The sequence below is a fragment of the Paenarthrobacter sp. TE3676 genome (assembly GCF_056279165.1).
Genome location: NZ_JBWBQU010000009.1, coordinates 15,350 through 31,059, shown reverse-complemented (window position 1 = coordinate 31,059; position 15,710 = coordinate 15,350). Strand labels below are relative to the sequence as shown.

Sequence of the window (15,710 nt, the reverse complement as noted above, 5' to 3'; positions counted from 1 at the left end):
ACTTACTTCTATACTGGCGTTGTGATGGCATCACTATGGTTCGGATTGATTGCCTCCAGCGCCCTGGTCATAGGCGCAATCATCGGCGTGCGTTTCGAGCTGCCAAAACGGCTTCTGGCCATCCTGCTGTCCTTCGCGGCCGGCTCACTCATCACGGCTTTGGCCTTCGAACTCTTCGAGGACGCGTACGAACAAGGCGGAATCGTGCGCGCGGCGGTGGGGCTCCTTGCCGGGGCCATCGTTTTCACGGCGTTGAGCGCCCTGTTGGACCGCTGGGCCCAACCCGGGAGAACCTCGAAATCCAAACCCGCGGACGAAATACAGGGCAGTCCCAAGCTGGACACCGACGCCGCCGCGTCCGATAAAGCCGCCACCTCCGCCTCAACACGAGGCGCCGCCGGCATGGCCCTCTTGGCTGCGGTCACCTTGGACGGCGTGCCGGAGAACGTCGCCTTGGGCATCTCCTTGGGAGAGGGCTCCGGCGGCCTGGCACTGCTGGCGGCTATCTTCGTTTCCAACCTGCCCGAAGCGTTGGTGGGAGCGTCGTCCATGCGCAGCCAGGGTCGCAAAGCTGGGCGGATCATGCTGCTCTGGAGCGCGTGCGCGGTGTTGCTGGTTGCCGCCGTCGTGCTCGGAGCGGGGCCGCTCTCCTCAGCCGAGCCCGAGACGATCTCCCTACCCTTGGCATTTGCAGCGGGCGCCGTGATCGCATCGCTAGCGGACACTCTTATGCCAGAGGCCTACGAACACGGCGGCCCGGCCGTTGCGCTGAGTACGGCAGCAGGATTTGTCTTGTCGTTCACCCTCTCGCTCGCCTGAGCCGCTGGGCGCTTAGCCTCAGAGGTACTGACGAAAGAAAGCGCACGACGGCGAGTATCCGCCGTCGTGCGCTTCTTCCGCAGCTTGAGTTGCTAGACCTCGGGGCGCCGCTCGACAATCGTGTGGGGTTCATCGCGGCGCTCAACAACGGTGCGGGGATCGCCGCGGCGCTCAACGACTGTGCGACGGGTCCGGTTGGACATGGCGATGGAAATGATGAGACCGACGATGCCGACCCCGATCAGAATGTAGCCGACCAGGACCTGGTCAAGGAAGGGGATGATTCCTGGGGCGAGCGCGAAAGCCAGAATAGCTCCGATGGCAATCAGGGCGATGGAAGAACCAATTCTCATAACGTGCTCCTCATGTTTTTTCGACGCAGTCAGGGCCTGCAGCCGAATCCGTATCATCAGGATACTTACGTTCCACCTCGCCGACCAGCATCAACCCGGCGCCATTGTCAGTGGCCGTAGCGTGCCGCCACCCTGGCAATGGCGTCCTCGGGGGTCGGCGCGGGGCCGAAGACCTGCTCCTGGCGGGTGACGTCCGCAACGTATTTTCCGGTCTCGAACCACGCCACCATGCTTGCCATATCGCCCACCAACGGAAGGATTTTCGCAGTCACCTTGCCGAGTCCAGCGATGGCGCCGGCGGGTATGGACATCACCTTGATCTGTTTGCCGGCCCGGCGTCCGGCAATTTCCGCGGCTTCGTGGATACTCAAGGGCCGACTCCAGCCAATATCAATGCGCTCTCCCTCAACAATGTTCGCGTCAACTGCCTCCGCAAGGTAGCCGGCAACATCGCTCGCCAGGACGAACGTGAGCCTGGCGTCTTTGGAACCGAGCCAGACGAAGCGGCCTTTAGCGAAGGGATCACCACCCATGCCTACCGCCTGGTCAAAGAAGGCGCCTGGCCGGAGGGCCACAAAGGGAACGCCGAGCTCCTCGAATTTGTCCTCGGCCAGCTTCTTGTTCCAGAAGTGGGGAATTTGGGGAGTTTGATCGCTGGTGACGATACTGATCAGCACAAAACGCGGCACTCCGGCGTGTTTAGCCGCGACGGCCAGATTGCTGTTGCCGAAGGTGTCGATGGCCTTGGCGTTCTTGTCATTCCGCGTATATCCAGCCGCCGTCGATATTGCCGCGGAAACGCCGGTCATTGCGCTGATCAAAGAGGCGGCATCCAACATGTCTCCGCGGGCGATCTCAACACCCTTGGCCTCAAGCTTGGCGGCATTGGACTTGGGCCGGACCAGGGCCCGAACTTTCTTTCCGCGCTTGAGCAGTTCGTCCACCACTTGTGCACCCAAGAAACCAGTGGCGCCAACAACAAGGACAGGCAGGTCTTCGGCCACTGTTTCTCCTCAGAGGTTTGTTCCTAGGGTCAGTGGTAGCACGAGGCCGGAGCTTGGGGCTAGTGGGCGTTTCAGCTACACACTAAAACTCAAATGGTGATGACAACCTTCCCGCGGGCTTTACCGGCGTCGAAATAGCGCATGGCATCAGGGACCTGGGCCAGCGGATAACTTCGGTCTATTGCAGGGGTAATGATTCCTGCTTCGAGGATGCCTGCAAGGTATTCCAGATCCGCTGCGGTTTGGGTGCCCACGATCATGGTGAGCCGCTGGCGGATGAAGGGAGAGAGCGCCACGGCCCGGAACTGGCGATCCAAGCTGCCCGTCCAGGACCCGCCTTCCTCACCACCGGTGATCACTGCTGTTCCCGAAGAAGTAAGCGCCCGGCGAAGACGGGAAACCGATGGGTTGCCGGCTATGTCGATAATGACGTCGTAGCGCTCGCTGCCATCAGCGAAGTCCCGCGAGGCGTAGTCGATGATATGGTCAGCGCCGAGTTCCCGAACCAAGTCCGCCTTGGCGGCACTGGCCACCCCGGTTACCTCGGCGCCGGCCGCCTTGGCGATCTGCACTGCGTAACTGCCCACGCCGCCCGAGGCGCCAGTAATCAGGACCTTGAGTTCCTTCGCTACGGGGCCTTTGCCCGGATCGATACCGCCCGCACGCAACGCGATCAAGGCCGTGCACGCGGACACGGGAACCGCGGCTGCTTGCTCGAAGCTGATGCCCGCCGGTTTGTGGGCAAGTTGGTTCTCGTGGGCAGTGGCGTACTCCGCGAATGATCCTTTGCCTGACCCGAAAACCTGGTCGCCCACGGCAAACCGCGTGACTTTAGCCCCGACAGCCTCCACAGTGCCCGCGAGGTCGAGCCCGGGCACGGGGTTCCTTGGCGCGCGGAATCCGTAGGCCAGGCGCAACGCAAACGGCAAACCTGTGGTGACGTGCCACGTACCGCGATCGAGCCCGGCTGCCCGGACCTTCACCAGAACCTCGTTTTCCTTGATGGCCGGGCGAGGAACCTGCGCCTCGTGAAGCACATCGGCGGAGCCATACGCTTCCTGCACGATGGCCCTCATGTTTCCGGGCGACGCCTCTTCCTTGCGTGCTTCCTTGGACTGCTGGCCAATGGTCATGGGCCGGACCTTTCTTTTCGTACGCTGTACTAACGACGTTACCGTACACTGTACTAAACCGCTAGAGCCTGACACTCAACGTAAGGAGTCCACGTGTCCACCGCAGCATCCCAGCGCCTGCCCCTCAGCAGGGAACGAGTACTGGAGTGCGCAGTTGCGCTCGCTGACGAATCCGGACTGGCCGCGCTGACCATCCGCACGCTTGCCCAGAGCATGGGAACCAAGCCCATGTCGCTCTACTACTACGTAGCCAACAAGGAAGAGATCCTTGATGGGATCGTGGATATGGTCTTCAGCGAAATCCAACCGCCGGAACCGGGGGGAGATTGGCGCGCGGAAATGCGGCGGAGGGCTCACGGAGTGCGATCAGCGCTCAGGCGCCACCCGTGGGCAGTCGGGCTGCTGGAAAGCCGGTCCGCACCGGGACCGGCCACACTCCGGCACCACGAAGCAACGTTGGCAACACTGAGGGAGGCAGGCTTCTCCGTCCAGTTGACGGCCCACGCCTACGCCCTGCTGGACAGCTACATCTACGGCTTCGCCCTTCAGGAAGCCGCACTCCCGTTCGAGGGCAGGGACACCGCGGCCGAGATCACCAACCCCATCATGGAGCGCTTCGCCACAGGTGAGTATCCGCGCATGGTGGAGATCGCCGTCGAGCATGTCCTCAAACCCGGCTACGACTTTGGCGACGAGTTTGGGTTCGGCCTGGACCTGATCCTTGAAGGTCTCAACCGGCTGAAATCCGACGGGGAATAAGTGCCTTTCGGCTGGAGGCGCGAGTCTCATTGAAGGCGCTCAGGCCAACGGGGTACGGTCAGGCATAGCTGACGACGCCGAGTGAGGGAGCTGAGTTCATGGCCAGGATCGAGGACTATGCGATCATCGGGGACTTGAACACGGCTGCCCTGGTGGGGCGCAGCGGCTCCATCGATTGGATGTGCCTGCCGCGTTTCGACTCCCCCGCCTGCTTCGCCGCGCTGCTGCACACCCCCGACGCCGGCCGCTGGCTGCTGGCGCCCGCCGGAACAGCGGACGGCGGCGACTGCACGCGACGCCAATACCGTGAGGACACCCTCATCCTGGAAACGGAATGGGAAGTTGACGGCGGATCCGTGCGGGTCCTCGATTTCATGCCCGTCCGCGACGACGCCGTGGATCTGGTGCGGATCGTCGAAGGAGTGTCGGGCGAGGTCACCATGCAGATGGAACTGGTCCTGCGCTTTGATTACGGCCGGGTGGTGCCGTGGGTCCGACATAGCGAGCACGGCATCAGCGCGGTGGCCGGCCCCGACTCCGCCTACCTCACCACCCCCGCTCCTCTGGAGGGCCGGGACAAGCGCACCTTCAGCGAATTCACCGTCCGCGCGGGCGAACGCGTTCCCTTCGTGTTGCGCTGGGCCCCAAGCCACGAACGCGAGCCACGTCGAATCAATCCGCTGCATGCACTGGAGGCGACGGAGTCGTTCTGGCTGGAGTGGATCGGCCGCAGCGAGATGACGGGCAAGTACAAAGAACCGGTGGAGCGGTCCCTTATAACCCTCAAGGCACTGACGTACCACCCGACCGGCGGCATTGTGGCCGCCGCAACAACATCCCTTCCCGAGCAAATCGGCGGGCCCCGCAACTGGGATTATCGGTATTGCTGGTTGCGCGACGCCACCTTGACCCTGCAATCACTGCTCGCCGCCGGCTACACGGAGGAGGCCGCCGCTTGGCGCGACTGGCTGCTGCGCGCGATAGCCGGCGACCCGTCGGAACTTCAGATTGTGTACGGGCTCGACGGCGCCCGGAGACTTCCGGAGGCGGACATTCCCTGGTTGTCGGGTTACGAAGGTTCACAGCCCGTCCGTACCGGAAATGCCGCTGCCCCGCAGCTTCAATTGGATGTGTGGGGCGAAGTCCTGGACGGGCTTTCACTGACCCGGGCGGCATCCCCGGATGGCAGTGTGGATAGCTCCTGGGACATTCAAGTCGCTCTGATGGAGTTCCTCGAAGGGGCATGGGACCAGCCGGACAACGGGCTGTGGGAAATGCGCGGACCACGGCAGCACTTCACCCATTCCAAAGTGATGGCGTGGGTGGCTGCCGACCGAATGGTCAAAGCCGTCCGAACATCGGGCTTCCCAGGTCCTGCCGACAGGTGGGCTGCGCTCCGCAGCGAAATCCATGCAGATGTCATGGCCAAGGGCTTCGACGATGAACTCAACAGCTTCGTCCAGTCCTACGGCAGCAAGGAACTGGACGCGAGCCTGCTCCTGATCCCACGCGTCGGCTTCCTGCCCCACCGGCATCCGCGGGTTATAGGAACTGTGGACGCCATCCAGAAAGGACTCACCGACGACGGACTGGTCCTTCGGTATCGCACCCAGTCCGGACACGACGGACTCCCGGGTGATGAAGGCGTGTTCCTGGCATGTTCGTTTTGGCTGGTGGATGCGCTGCTGGGAATCGGCCGCTCCGGTGAGGCTACCGAGCTATTTGAGCGACTTCTTAGCTTGCGTAACGATGTGGGCCTGCTCAGTGAGGAATGGGATCCGCGGACGCAGCGGCACCTCGGCAACACCCCGCAGGCCTTCAGCCATTTCCCGTTGATTCACAGCGCCCTGCAACTTCATCAGGGCGAGGCCCACAGCAGCGACACCCCACTTCACAAACCCAAGCATCCGGACAGCGCCAGTGGCTCTACCCTTCGGAATGATCCTCGCCTTCGGTAGCTGATGGTTCGCCCTTGTGGCTCGCTTCCTCCAAGTGGAGGTCCAGCTTACGTTCGGCTTCGCGCCGCCGCTGACCTACGGTCCGCATCTGCTGCGTGGTGGGGTCACCCCGATCTTCCGACGCTGCGCCGATTGGCGCGGCGGGCTGCACGTGCTCTTGTTCGCCCATACCCCCATGGTCCCATCACCAGTTCGTCAGCGATAGCTAAAACTGCCGTTGCGAGGCCCGCTCTGCACCCTCTCCCGGATCTTTGGGGCGCAGAGCGGGCCTCACAACGTGCGTCTAGCGGCGGGTCTCGCCCGTGCCGGTTCCTTCTGTTTCGATGCGCTCCTTGCGGACTTCCTCGTCAACCTGGACCTCGTCAGTGACGGTGTCCTTTTCGAGGCGAACCCGCTCAACAGGAACGGTTTCCTTCTCTACAACGGGGCGTTCCTCATGGAGGGTGACCTCGTGCTCGCTCTCCGTCAGATCCGAACCGGACATGGCGTCACGCGAGTTGGCGTCCGTAATGGGCTCACGCTCCAGCCGGACTTCCTCACGCTGGACGGGGACGGTGGTGGTGACATTTTCGGTGGTGATGTACTTGCGCAGCCGCGCTTGGCCGGTGGCTTGCCGTTCGGTGCCCACGTTCAGCCGCTCTTCCGAACGGGTCATGGCGTCGTCGTCGCGGTTGGTGTCTGTATCCCGCGTGTAATTGGCGTCTGTGTCCACAGCATCCCTAGTGCCGGTAGTGCCCGCCGTCCCGACCGTGCCGGAAGTGGTGCCGGCATAGTCGCCATGGCCACTGAAGCTGTCCCTGCCCTCTAGTCCATAGTGGTTGTACAGGCGACTCTCCTCGCCCGGATCCAGGTGCCCGTCTTCGGCCACACGCGGAGCATCCTTGATGTGGTCCTTGCTGAAGGGAACCACCACGTCGTCACCTTCCACTGTGGCGTCCTGCAGGGGAATGAACGATTCCGAACTGCCAAAAAGGCCGGTTTTGACGGTCACCCAGGTGGGCTCACCCGTGTCGTCGTCGGTGTAGAACGTGCCAATGGAGCCGACCTTGTCACCTTCGGTGGTGCGGACGTTTCCGTTGAGGCCCATCAAACGGTCAATGTTTTCCCTCGCGAGCATGATGTCTCCTTGGAATGCGGTTCTCTTACTGTGGATTGCCAAGCGGGCTGCATCACCAGGCATGGTTTCCGGACGCCGGAACGGGGAGTGAATTCAACCCGTCGGCTTTAAGGAACACCAAATCATAAGCATGCTTAGTGTTTGCTTGGCAAGCCCCAATTGAAGAATCAGTGGCGCTTACCCCGCCGCGGAGTTTCCCTGCGATGAGTACGGGTTGCAGAGGGAGATTCCCGACTAACCTCAGCTTGCGCTGGACTTCACCGGTGCTAACTTCACAAGCGCTAACTTGACCGACACCAGGGCGAAAAGAGCGTACGACGGCGAGCTACCGCCGTCGTACGCTTTCTGCAGCGCTTCGGAAGCCTTGGGTGGGCGGCCCGTCCCGGGTAGCGTGAGCCGAGGACAGGTTGCGCCCCGCCGCGAGCGGACGATCCCAAGGAGTTGCCCCATGAGCAGATCCCACCGAGCGTCACAGCATGAACCGGACACCGCCGTCGAACTCAATCCCTTGTTCAGCAGGCCCGGAGAATCCAACATCTTCCCCCGTTTCACCCTGCCGGACGGCGAATCGTTGCCGGCCACGGCTTACCAGGTTGTCCACGACGAAGCGATGTTGGACGGCAATTCGCGGCTGAACCTGGCCACGTTCGTCGGGACATGGATGGAGACGGAAGCATCCAGGCTTTATGCCGAGACGTTCGACAAGAACATGATCGACAAGGACGAGTACCCGCAGACAGCACTGATCGAGACGCGCTGCTGGCGGATGCTCGCGGACCTGTGGAATGCGCCGGATCCCGAGAAGAGCATCGGCACCTCCACCATCGGGTCCTCCGAGGCCTGCATGCTTGGCGGCTTGGCCTTGAAGCGACGCTGGCAACATGACCGGCGCGCTGCCGGCAAGACCACGGAGAAGCCCAACCTCATCCTCAGCTCCGCCGTCCAGGTGTGCTGGGAGAAGTTCTGCAATTACTGGGACGTGGAGCCCCGGTTTGTCCCGGTCTCGGCCGAGCATCCCACATTGGACGGCCATGACCTGGACAAGTATGTGGACGAGAACACCATCGGCGTCGTCGCCATCCTGGGCGTCACCTACACCGGCAAGTACGAGCCGGTGGAGCTCATCTCCGAGGCCTTGGACGAGATTCAGGCACGTCGCGGACTGGACATCCCCATCCACGTGGACGGTGCTTCCGGAGCCATGGTGGCACCGTTCCTGCAACCCGAAACCGTGTGGGATTTCCGGCTCCCCCGCGTCGCTTCCATCAACACCTCCGGCCACAAGTACGGACTGGTGTACCCGGGCTTGGGCTGGGTGGTGTGGCGGGACGCGGCGGCACTCCCCGAGGACTTGATCTTCCACGTCAGCTACCTCGGCGGGGACATGCCAACGTTTGCGCTGAACTTCTCCCGGCCCGGCGCCCAGGTGTTGCTGCAGTATTACCTGTTTCTCCGCCTCGGCTTTGCCGGATACAGGTCTGTCCAAGCGACGTCCAGGGATGTGGCACTTTACCTCTCCAGCGAGATAGGGGCGATGGACGCGTTCACCCTCTGGAGCGACGGGTCGGATATCCCAGTGTTCGCATGGCAGCTTAGCGACGGCCACACGGAGCATTGGGACCTTCACCACCTCTCGGAACGGCTCAGAATGAACGGCTGGCTGGTTCCGGCCTACCCGTTGCCCGATGGGTTGAGTGAGGTCACAGTGCAAAGGATCGTGGTCCGCAACGGTTTCACCCGGGACCTCGCCTCCAGCTTCCTGGCTGACCTCAAGAAGGAAGTCGACTACCTCGATAGCCTCACGGCGCCGATGCCCACGGACAAGCAGTCAGAAGGCTTTCACCACTAACTCCGGGAAGGGAAGTTCCATATGTGTCGGCTCTTCGGGCTCCACGCCGGTCCACGGCCGGTGCGTGCCACCTTCTGGTTGTTGGATGCGCCGGACAGCCTCTCCGTGCAAAGCCGACGCGAGCCCGACGGCGCCGGCATAGGTACGTTTGATACGGCAGGCAGGGCGCACGTAGCCAAACAGCCTTTGGCGGCGTGGGAGGATCACGCTTTCGCCCGCGAAGCGAGGGACCTGAAGAGCACCACGTTCCTGGCCCATGTTCGGTACGCCAGCACCGGCGCGCTCACCATGGTCAATACGCACCCGTTCGAGCAGGACGGGCGGCTTTTCGCGCACAACGGTGTCCTCCACGGTTTGGACCAACTTGATCAGCGCCTCAATGAGCTCGGCCTGATGGACCTGGTGCTGGGACAGTCGGACAGCGAGCGCCTTTTCGCACTCATCACGGCGGAAACGCGCCTCGCCGGAGGGGACGTAGGGACCGGCATAGTGAAGGCCATCAACTGGGTCGCTCGGGAGCTCCCCGTTTTCAGCCTCAACTTCATCCTGACCACCGCAACGGACATGTGGGCGCTGAGATACCCGGCCACCCACGAGTTGTACGTGCTTGAACGGCAGGCCTCTGCATCGGCCCCGCTCGACGCCCGAAGTCATCGGATCCGTTCGAAGAGTACCGAGCTTTCCCGTTCCCCACATGTCCTCTTCGCCACCGAACCCATGGACCCCAACCCTGGCTGGCGGCCCATGGAGTCCGGCGAGCTGGTTCATGTCGGTCCGGATCTCTCCGTAACCTCCACTGTTCCGTTGCCGAAAGCTCCTTCGCATCGGCTCACCCTCGCCGATCTCGAACCGACCGCGGCGGCGTCGCAGCAGCCTTGATCGCCGCTTCGGCGGTCCGCACCAAACGCGGGAAACGCACGACGGCGACCTTCCGCCGTCGTGCGTTTCCCCGCCAATGCGCCTCGGCAGGTATGTCAGCCAGCGACTGGTGCCGCTTCCTTCTTGAGGAACACCGCCACGGCCGCGGCAGCCGCGAGGCAAAGGGCCGCATTCACGGCGATGGCTACCGTGACGCCGTTCAGCACCGCGGGTGCGTCGCTCGCGCCGAGGGCAAGCAGCTGAGCGGTGAATACCGCGCTCATCACCGGGATCCCCATGGTGATGCCGATCTGCTGGCTCATGGTTGCCAGCCCGGTTGCCATGCCGTGATCTGCGTCGGGCAGCCCTGAAGTGGCGGTCACCATAAAGCCCACGATGACCACCAGGTTGGCGACACCCCCAACGAATGTCGCCACCAGGAGGAGCCCGATGGACCCCGGATCCGGGCTGAGCAACACCAGCACTCCGGTGGCCGCTGCCTGAACCACGAACCCGTACACGATTGCCTTTTTGCTGCCGACCCTCGCAATTACTTTGGGTCCGAGCATGCCGCCGAGCACTGTGCCCAAGCCCAGGACGGCGAAGGAAAGACCCGCACCGAGCGGCGTATAGCCGAGGACCTGCTGCAGGTACAGGGTTAGCAGGAACACCAGCGATGTCTCGGTAACGAAGGCCAGGACTCCGGCGACGTTGCCCCACGCCACGCTCGAACACTTGAGGATGGCAAGAGGCACCAGCGGATGCGGCGCCCGGCTTTCAACCATGGCAAACACCGCAAAGAGGACGACGGCGGCCGCAAGCGCACCGAGCGTCAGAGGGTGGGTCCAGGAGTGTTCCGCGGCATGCGTGAGGCCGAAGACCAGTGCGAGCAGGCCAAGGGTGACTGTAACGGCGCCGGGAACGTCGAGCCGGAGCTTGGACGTTGCCCGGCTTTCGGCGAGTACAACGGGTGCAATGAGGAGAACGGCTGCCGCAACGGGCACATTGATGAAGAACGCCCACCGCCAGCTGAGGAGGTCGGTCAGCAGCCCACCCAGGATCGCCCCAGTGGTGAATCCGGCGGCCATCAGGGACCCATTGAGCCCGAGTGCTTTGTCCCGAAGAGGGCCTTCCGGGAACGAAACCAGAAGCAGTGACAGGGCGGCCGGTACCACCATCGCCGTTGCGATGCCTTGGCCCACCCTTGCCAGCAGCAGCAACGCCGGTTCAGTGGCCAGGCCACCAGCCAGTGACGCTACCCCGAGCAGCGCCATACCGATCAGGAACATCCTCCGCCGACCCGCCAAGTCTGCCACTCGGCCGAACAGCAACGTGAAGCCAGCGGCGCACAGCGCAAAAGCCGTTGCGACCCATTGGAGGTTTTCCAGCGAGAAACCGACATCGGAGCCGATTGCGGGCAGTGCGACGTTGAGGATCGAGAAATCGACGGCCAGCGTGAAACTCGCTGCCAGGAGGACGATGAGCGCAAGCCGTTGTTTGGTGGTCATGCTTTGTGGGGCCTTGTTTTGTGCTGGCTCGATGTGGGGATGGCTGGCTCTATTGGTTGTTGGCATGCGTTTGGTTGTTGGCATGCGTTCAGCGTGACCGTCTTCGTGGGTGGCAACCACACCCCGCTGTGGGTACCACTGGCAGTGACAGGACAACCCCGGCAATCAGCTGAACAATGGGGGCATGGGTACACATAGCGAACTTGGGGAGTTCCTTCGCATCCGTCGGGCATCCTTGCAGCCCGAGGACGTGGGCGTCCTAAATTACGGCATCCGACGCGTCCCTGGCCTGCGACGGGAGGAACTGGCCATGCTGGCCGGAGTCAGCACTACGTATTACACACGGCTGGAGCAGGGCCTGAGTACAAACGCCTCAGAAGCTGTCATCGATGCAATCGCTCGTGCCCTGAACCTCAGCAAAGACGAACGCGTGCATCTCTTCAACCTGGCTCGTCCGGGAAAGACGAAACGCCGCACGCCGGCAAAGCCGGACAAAGTGCGGCCCGGGACACTGCGGTTGATCCAGTCCATGCCCGGCACTCCGGCGGTGGTGCTGGGGCGTCGAAGTGAAGTGTTGGCGTGGAACGTCTTGGGACACCGGCTCGTTGCCGGCCACTTGGACTTCGCAGCGCCGGAGGCCCCCTCTACTCGTCCCAACATGACCCGGCTGTTGTTCCTCGACGATCACACACGGGAGCTGTACACGCGTTGGCCGGAAGAGGCGAGAAGGGCGGTCGCGTCATTGCGCCTCGTGGCGGGAAAATCCGCCGATGACCAGGAACTGGCGTCCCTGGTTGGTGAGCTGACATTGAAAAGCCCTGATTTTGCGAAGCTCTGGGCCCGGCACCCGGTGGAGAACTGCATGTCCGGTGTGAAATACCTGCACCATCCGGAAGTGGGATATCTGGAGCTGAACTTCGAGGTACTCACGCCGCCGGACGAATCGGGGCATCGGGTGCTCCTGTACGCCGCAGACCCGGGGTCAGCGGCTGCGGGAGCCCTGCAGTTGCTTCAGGTTTCAGGTGACACCCGGAAAGTCCCGCGCGGTTTGGCGGAAATCGACTCATAAGGCATGCGGCACTTTAGTAAGTATGCTTGCTTTCTTGTCGGGGGTGGTGTTTTGCTTGATTAACCAAGGGCACCCGGATTAGGAGCTGACATGGTCTACGAAAATGGTGCGGGCTCAAGCACTCCCGAAGCCCGTAGGGACGACGTCGTCAGAGCGGAAAAGGAACGCTTCGGCGGCATCAAATGGGGCTCGGCTTTCTTTGGCTGGCTGACGGCCATCGGGATGACGGTCCTGCTCAGCGCCTTAGCCACTGCCATCGGCGTGGGGGTAGGAGCCGCAAATCCATCCGGCGCAGAACAGGCGGCAGACCAGGCCCAGCAGAATGCGGAAACCTTGGGCATCGTCAGCGGAATCGTCCTCGCAGTGGTCTTGTTCCTGGCTTACTACTGCGGAGGGTACGTCGCTGGCCGCATGGCCCGTTTCGACGGAGCCAAACAGGGGCTCGCCGTGTGGCTGTGGGGCATCATCATCGCCATTATCGTGGCGGTCCTCGCGGCGGTGGCCGGGAGCCAGTTTAACATTCTCGACAATCTCAACGGCGCACCGCAGATTCCCGTCGACGGAAGCCTGATGACCACCAGCGGCATCATCGGTCTCGTCATCGCCCTGATCATCCCCCTCCTCGGCGCCATCGTCGGCGGCAAAGCCGGCATGCGCTTCCACCGAAAGGTCGATCAAGCGGGCATCGATCACCAAGACGGAGTCGTCTGATAGGCGCCGCCTAAAGTTGGGGCCGGCACACGCGACAATGGCTCAAGGTCGTTTGAAACCGGGCTTCGAGCTTCGTTCTTCGATGGCTTCAAGCTCTTGGAACAGCGTGATCTGGAGACCTGCGGGTGCTTCGAGTCGCGAATTCAATGACTTCCACGGGGTTTCCCTGGGTTCAGCAATCAAAGTGCCCCCTGCTTCGACCAAGTCTCTCGTGGTTGCTGCGGAATCATCCACTTCGAAGGCTAGGCGAATCTTGGCACTGGGCTGGCCATCGGCCTCTACCTGGTCGATCAGCCGGACCTGGGCGGGATTGGAAATCTCCAAGGTAGCCCGACCGGCTTCGAGGATAGTGACGCGCGCATCCCCCTCTCCTTCGAAAGCAGCCTGCTCGGTGAGGCCCAGGGCATCGCGGAAAAATGCCAACGCAGCTTCGTAGTCCTCAGCCTCCACGACGAGGCGCAACTGCCGGACCGGTGATTTTGGACTTGGATCAATAGTCATGTTTGTACGGTAGGTCCTGAAGCCCTGATCTTTCGACAACCTGGGCCGTGGACTGACTTTTTCCACATAGCGTCGATGAGGGCTGATAGATGTGGCGCCATCCTGACAGGGTTGAGTTATGGAAGGCATAGGGCAGGTTTTGGCGCGGCGGACGGGTCCGTCCGACGCCAGTGAGATGCCCACGCGCGTCTCGCCCTCCCCGCTCGACACGTTTTCCCCGCTTCCAACGCGTGTGCGCCCGACGACAGCAGGCACCGACGCGGAAACCTCACTGGTTCCTGAGCTACTTCTTCGACTCGCGTCGGCGCCCGATGCCCGGGAATCTGCGCCTCCAGGGTCCCGCGAATGTTCCACGCCCGAAAATGCGGCGCGCGAGGAGGAGGCGCCCCAGCAGTTGCCCTCGCCCAGGGCCTCCGCCCCCGAGCAGGCGCCGGAGCCGCTGCGGCCGGAGTTGCTGCGGCCGAAATCCTCGGCGCCGGGTTTGCCGGTACTGGAAGCGGCGCTCCATGAGTGTGCTGCCGCAGCCGATGCGTTGCGATCAACGGCTGCCGATGAGGCGCGGTTGTTTGGTTTTGTTGAGGCTGCCGATTTTGCGGGCAGGGTCGAGGAGATCTCCCGGTCGTTGGAGTACTTGCAGGTCGTCGCGGCGCAGGCGGTGGAACGGACCCGGAAAGAAGCACAGCAAGCGTCGCCGGGGGCGTGCGAGTTCGGGGCCGGGCCGGGATGGCGGACGGGGTGGACTGAACCAGAGCCAGGATCCGAGGTGGCGCGGGTTTCCGTTGGTGAAGCACGCTCCATAAGCGCAGGAGCTTCCGTGGGCGGGGCCGGTTCCGTGACCGGTATGGAGTCAGTAACTGAGGCCGGTTCCGTCGTCGGTGCGGGTTCCGGAGGACGGGCCGCCGATTCAACAGTGAGCCCCTTGGATGACGGGTACCGGACTGCCGCTGAGTTCCTTCGGGCCCGGTTGCGGATCAGCGTCGGGGAAGCCCGGCGCAGGCTCGCCCTCGCGGCCGATGTCCTGCCCCAGACCGGAATCGCCGGGCAACAGATCCCGGCCCGGCGCGAAGTGCTGGCCGACGCCCTCTCCTCAGCCCTGGTACCGTCCCGTTCGGCGACGATCATCAGCACCGCCCTGGACACCGTCCGGCAACTCACCGATGAGGACACCATCACCCGGATGGAACAGGCCCTCACCACCACCGCGATGGAATCCGACCCGGACTTCGTCACCAAAATGACCAAACGCTGGACCGACGTCATCGACCAAGACGATGCCGAACCATCCGAAGAAGTTCTCCGCCAACTCCAAGGCGCATTCCTCCGCCGCCGACGCCGCCACGGACTCCACCACCTCGAAATCTTCGCCACCGCCGAACAATACGAAACCCTCACCACCGCCATGAACACCGCCACCAACCCCAGACTCACCACCGGCACCAATCCCACCGACAACAAGCCCACCGGCCCGGACCTGGACCGCCGCAGCCGGGCCCAGAAACTCCTCAACGGCCTCGTCGGCGCCTGCGCCCTGGCGATGACCACCGGGAAACTGCCCTCCAACGGCGGACTCCGACCCCAACTCACCGTCACCATCGACCACCGCGACCTCTTCAAACAAGTCAACGACCACCAACAACTCAGCACCGGCACAGCAACCTTCACCGGCCCGATCCACCCGAACACCATCCGCAAAATCGCCTGCGACGCCGACATCATCCCCGTCCTGATCGGAACCGACTCCCGCGTCCTGGACATCGGCCGCACCACCCGGATCTTCCCACCCCACATCCGCAAAGCCATCACCGCCCGCGACGGCGGCTGCGCCTTCCCCGACTGCACCATCCCAGCACCCTGGTGCGAAGCCCACCACACCACCTACTGGTCCCACGGCGGCACCACATCAACCAACAACGGCACCCTGCTCTGCAGCCACCACCACCACCTCATCCACAAAGAACAATGGCGCATCGACATCACCACCGGAGTCCCCTGGTTCATCCCCCCACCCCACCTCGACCCCCAACAAACACCACGACGCAACCACCACCACACACCCCAGAGAACATAAAGG

The 15,710-nt window shown here is 62.9% G+C and carries 15 protein-coding genes; 8 read left to right on the top strand and 7 right to left on the bottom strand.

Going from position 1 to position 15,710, the window contains the following annotated elements:
- Nucleotides 1–21: 21 nt before the first annotated feature.
- Nucleotides 22–819 (top strand): ZIP family metal transporter, encoded by a 798-nt coding sequence (locus ACZ881_RS19435; RefSeq protein WP_476117664.1) that lies wholly within the window; start codon nt 22–24, stop codon nt 817–819.
- A 92-nt stretch (nt 820–911) separates the two neighbouring features.
- Here ACZ881_RS19435 and ACZ881_RS19430 read toward each other — a convergent pair whose 3' ends face one another.
- The 3 genes from ACZ881_RS19430 to ACZ881_RS19420 all read right to left on the bottom strand — a co-directional run bounded on the left by ACZ881_RS19430 (nt 912) and on the right by ACZ881_RS19420 (nt 3,309).
- Complete coding sequence (locus ACZ881_RS19430; protein WP_476117663.1) at nt 912–1,172, bottom strand: DUF6458 family protein; 261 nt, start codon at nt 1,170–1,172, stop codon at nt 912–914.
- A gap of 107 nt (nt 1,173–1,279) precedes the next feature.
- Nucleotides 1,280–2,176, bottom strand: coding sequence for an SDR family oxidoreductase (locus tag ACZ881_RS19425; RefSeq protein ID WP_476117662.1), 897 nt, complete (start codon nt 2,174–2,176; stop codon nt 1,280–1,282).
- Between the two features lie 89 nt (nt 2,177–2,265).
- Entirely contained in the window at nt 2,266–3,309 is a 1,044-nt protein-coding gene (locus ACZ881_RS19420; protein ID WP_476117661.1) for an NAD(P)-dependent alcohol dehydrogenase, read from the bottom strand.
- A 93-nt stretch (nt 3,310–3,402) separates the two neighbouring features.
- Between ACZ881_RS19420 and ACZ881_RS19415 the strand changes: the two genes are divergently transcribed.
- Both ACZ881_RS19415 and ACZ881_RS19410 read left to right on the top strand, forming a co-directional pair.
- The gene (locus ACZ881_RS19415; protein WP_476117660.1) at nt 3,403–4,068 is read left to right on the top strand and encodes a TetR/AcrR family transcriptional regulator; all 666 of its coding nucleotides are present in this window, start codon (nt 3,403–3,405) and stop codon (nt 4,066–4,068) included.
- 98 nt (nt 4,069–4,166) lie between these two features.
- Nucleotides 4,167–6,026, top strand: coding sequence for a glycoside hydrolase family 15 protein (locus ACZ881_RS19410; protein WP_476117659.1), 1,860 nt, complete (start codon nt 4,167–4,169; stop codon nt 6,024–6,026).
- On the opposite strand, the gene ACZ881_RS19405 is transcribed toward ACZ881_RS19410, so the two are convergent.
- Nucleotides 5,995–6,195: a hypothetical protein gene (locus tag ACZ881_RS19405; protein ID WP_091463847.1), complete on the bottom strand. Its 201-nt coding sequence runs from the start codon at nt 6,193–6,195 to the stop codon at nt 5,995–5,997. The two genes, ACZ881_RS19410 and ACZ881_RS19405, sit on opposite strands and share 32 nt — an antisense overlap.
- A gap of 114 nt (nt 6,196–6,309) precedes the next feature.
- On the bottom strand, nt 6,310–7,143 hold the full coding sequence (locus ACZ881_RS19400; RefSeq protein WP_476117658.1) for a PRC and DUF2382 domain-containing protein: 834 nt from the start codon (nt 7,141–7,143) through the stop codon (nt 6,310–6,312).
- A 448-nt stretch (nt 7,144–7,591) separates the two neighbouring features.
- Here ACZ881_RS19400 and gad point away from each other — a divergent pair, with 448 nt between their 5' ends.
- Nucleotides 7,592–8,992: a glutamate decarboxylase gene (gene gad / locus ACZ881_RS19395; protein WP_476117657.1), complete on the top strand. Its 1,401-nt coding sequence runs from the start codon at nt 7,592–7,594 to the stop codon at nt 8,990–8,992.
- Nucleotides 8,993–9,013: 21 nt separating this feature from the next.
- On the top strand, nt 9,014–9,871 hold the full coding sequence (locus ACZ881_RS19390) for a class II glutamine amidotransferase (RefSeq protein ID WP_476117656.1): 858 nt from the start codon (nt 9,014–9,016) through the stop codon (nt 9,869–9,871).
- A gap of 95 nt (nt 9,872–9,966) precedes the next feature.
- Here the strand turns inward: ACZ881_RS19390 and ACZ881_RS19385 are convergent, their stop codons facing one another.
- Complete coding sequence (locus ACZ881_RS19385; RefSeq protein ID WP_476117655.1) at nt 9,967–11,358, bottom strand: MFS transporter; 1,392 nt, start codon at nt 11,356–11,358, stop codon at nt 9,967–9,969.
- 184 nt (nt 11,359–11,542) lie between these two features.
- On the opposite strand from ACZ881_RS19385, the gene ACZ881_RS19380 reads away from it, so the two are divergent.
- Nucleotides 11,543–12,427 (top strand): helix-turn-helix domain-containing protein, encoded by an 885-nt coding sequence (locus ACZ881_RS19380; RefSeq protein ID WP_476117654.1) that lies wholly within the window; start codon nt 11,543–11,545, stop codon nt 12,425–12,427.
- A gap of 90 nt (nt 12,428–12,517) precedes the next feature.
- A complete protein-coding gene (locus ACZ881_RS19375) occupies nt 12,518–13,138 on the top strand; it encodes a hypothetical protein (RefSeq protein WP_091463864.1) in 621 nt (206 codons plus the stop codon).
- Nucleotides 13,139–13,180: 42 nt separating this feature from the next.
- On the opposite strand, the gene ACZ881_RS19370 is transcribed toward ACZ881_RS19375, so the two are convergent.
- Entirely contained in the window at nt 13,181–13,639 is a 459-nt protein-coding gene (locus tag ACZ881_RS19370) for a VOC family protein (protein ID WP_476117653.1), read from the bottom strand.
- A gap of 118 nt (nt 13,640–13,757) precedes the next feature.
- On the opposite strand from ACZ881_RS19370, the gene ACZ881_RS19365 reads away from it, so the two are divergent.
- A complete protein-coding gene (locus ACZ881_RS19365; protein WP_476117652.1) occupies nt 13,758–15,707 on the top strand; it encodes an HNH endonuclease signature motif containing protein in 1,950 nt (649 codons plus the stop codon).
- Nucleotides 15,708–15,710: the final 3 nt, after the last annotated feature.

Excerpts from the sequence above, each read along its gene's own strand:
- ACZ881_RS19385 (WP_476117655.1), bottom strand. The coding sequence starts at position 11,358 with ATGACCACCAAACAACGGCTTGCGCTCATCGTCCTCCTGGCAGCGAGT.
- gad (WP_476117657.1), top strand. The coding sequence starts at position 7,592 with ATGAGCAGATCCCACCGAGCGTCACAGCATGAACCGGACACCGCCGTC.
- ACZ881_RS19420 (WP_476117661.1), bottom strand. The coding sequence starts at position 3,309 with ATGACCATTGGCCAGCAGTCCAAGGAAGCACGCAAGGAAGAGGCGTCG.
- ACZ881_RS19405 (WP_091463847.1), bottom strand. The coding sequence starts at position 6,195 with ATGGGCGAACAAGAGCACGTGCAGCCCGCCGCGCCAATCGGCGCAGCG.
- ACZ881_RS19410 (WP_476117659.1), top strand. The coding sequence starts at position 4,167 with ATGGCCAGGATCGAGGACTATGCGATCATCGGGGACTTGAACACGGCT.
- ACZ881_RS19375 (WP_091463864.1), top strand. The coding sequence starts at position 12,518 with ATGGTCTACGAAAATGGTGCGGGCTCAAGCACTCCCGAAGCCCGTAGG.
- ACZ881_RS19370 (WP_476117653.1), bottom strand. The coding sequence starts at position 13,639 with ATGACTATTGATCCAAGTCCAAAATCACCGGTCCGGCAGTTGCGCCTC.
- ACZ881_RS19380 (WP_476117654.1), top strand. The coding sequence starts at position 11,543 with ATGGGTACACATAGCGAACTTGGGGAGTTCCTTCGCATCCGTCGGGCA.
- ACZ881_RS19365 (WP_476117652.1), top strand. The coding sequence starts at position 13,758 with ATGGAAGGCATAGGGCAGGTTTTGGCGCGGCGGACGGGTCCGTCCGAC.
- ACZ881_RS19400 (WP_476117658.1), bottom strand. The coding sequence starts at position 7,143 with ATGCTCGCGAGGGAAAACATTGACCGTTTGATGGGCCTCAACGGAAAC.
- ACZ881_RS19390 (WP_476117656.1), top strand. The coding sequence starts at position 9,014 with ATGTGTCGGCTCTTCGGGCTCCACGCCGGTCCACGGCCGGTGCGTGCC.
- ACZ881_RS19430 (WP_476117663.1), bottom strand. The coding sequence starts at position 1,172 with ATGAGAATTGGTTCTTCCATCGCCCTGATTGCCATCGGAGCTATTCTG.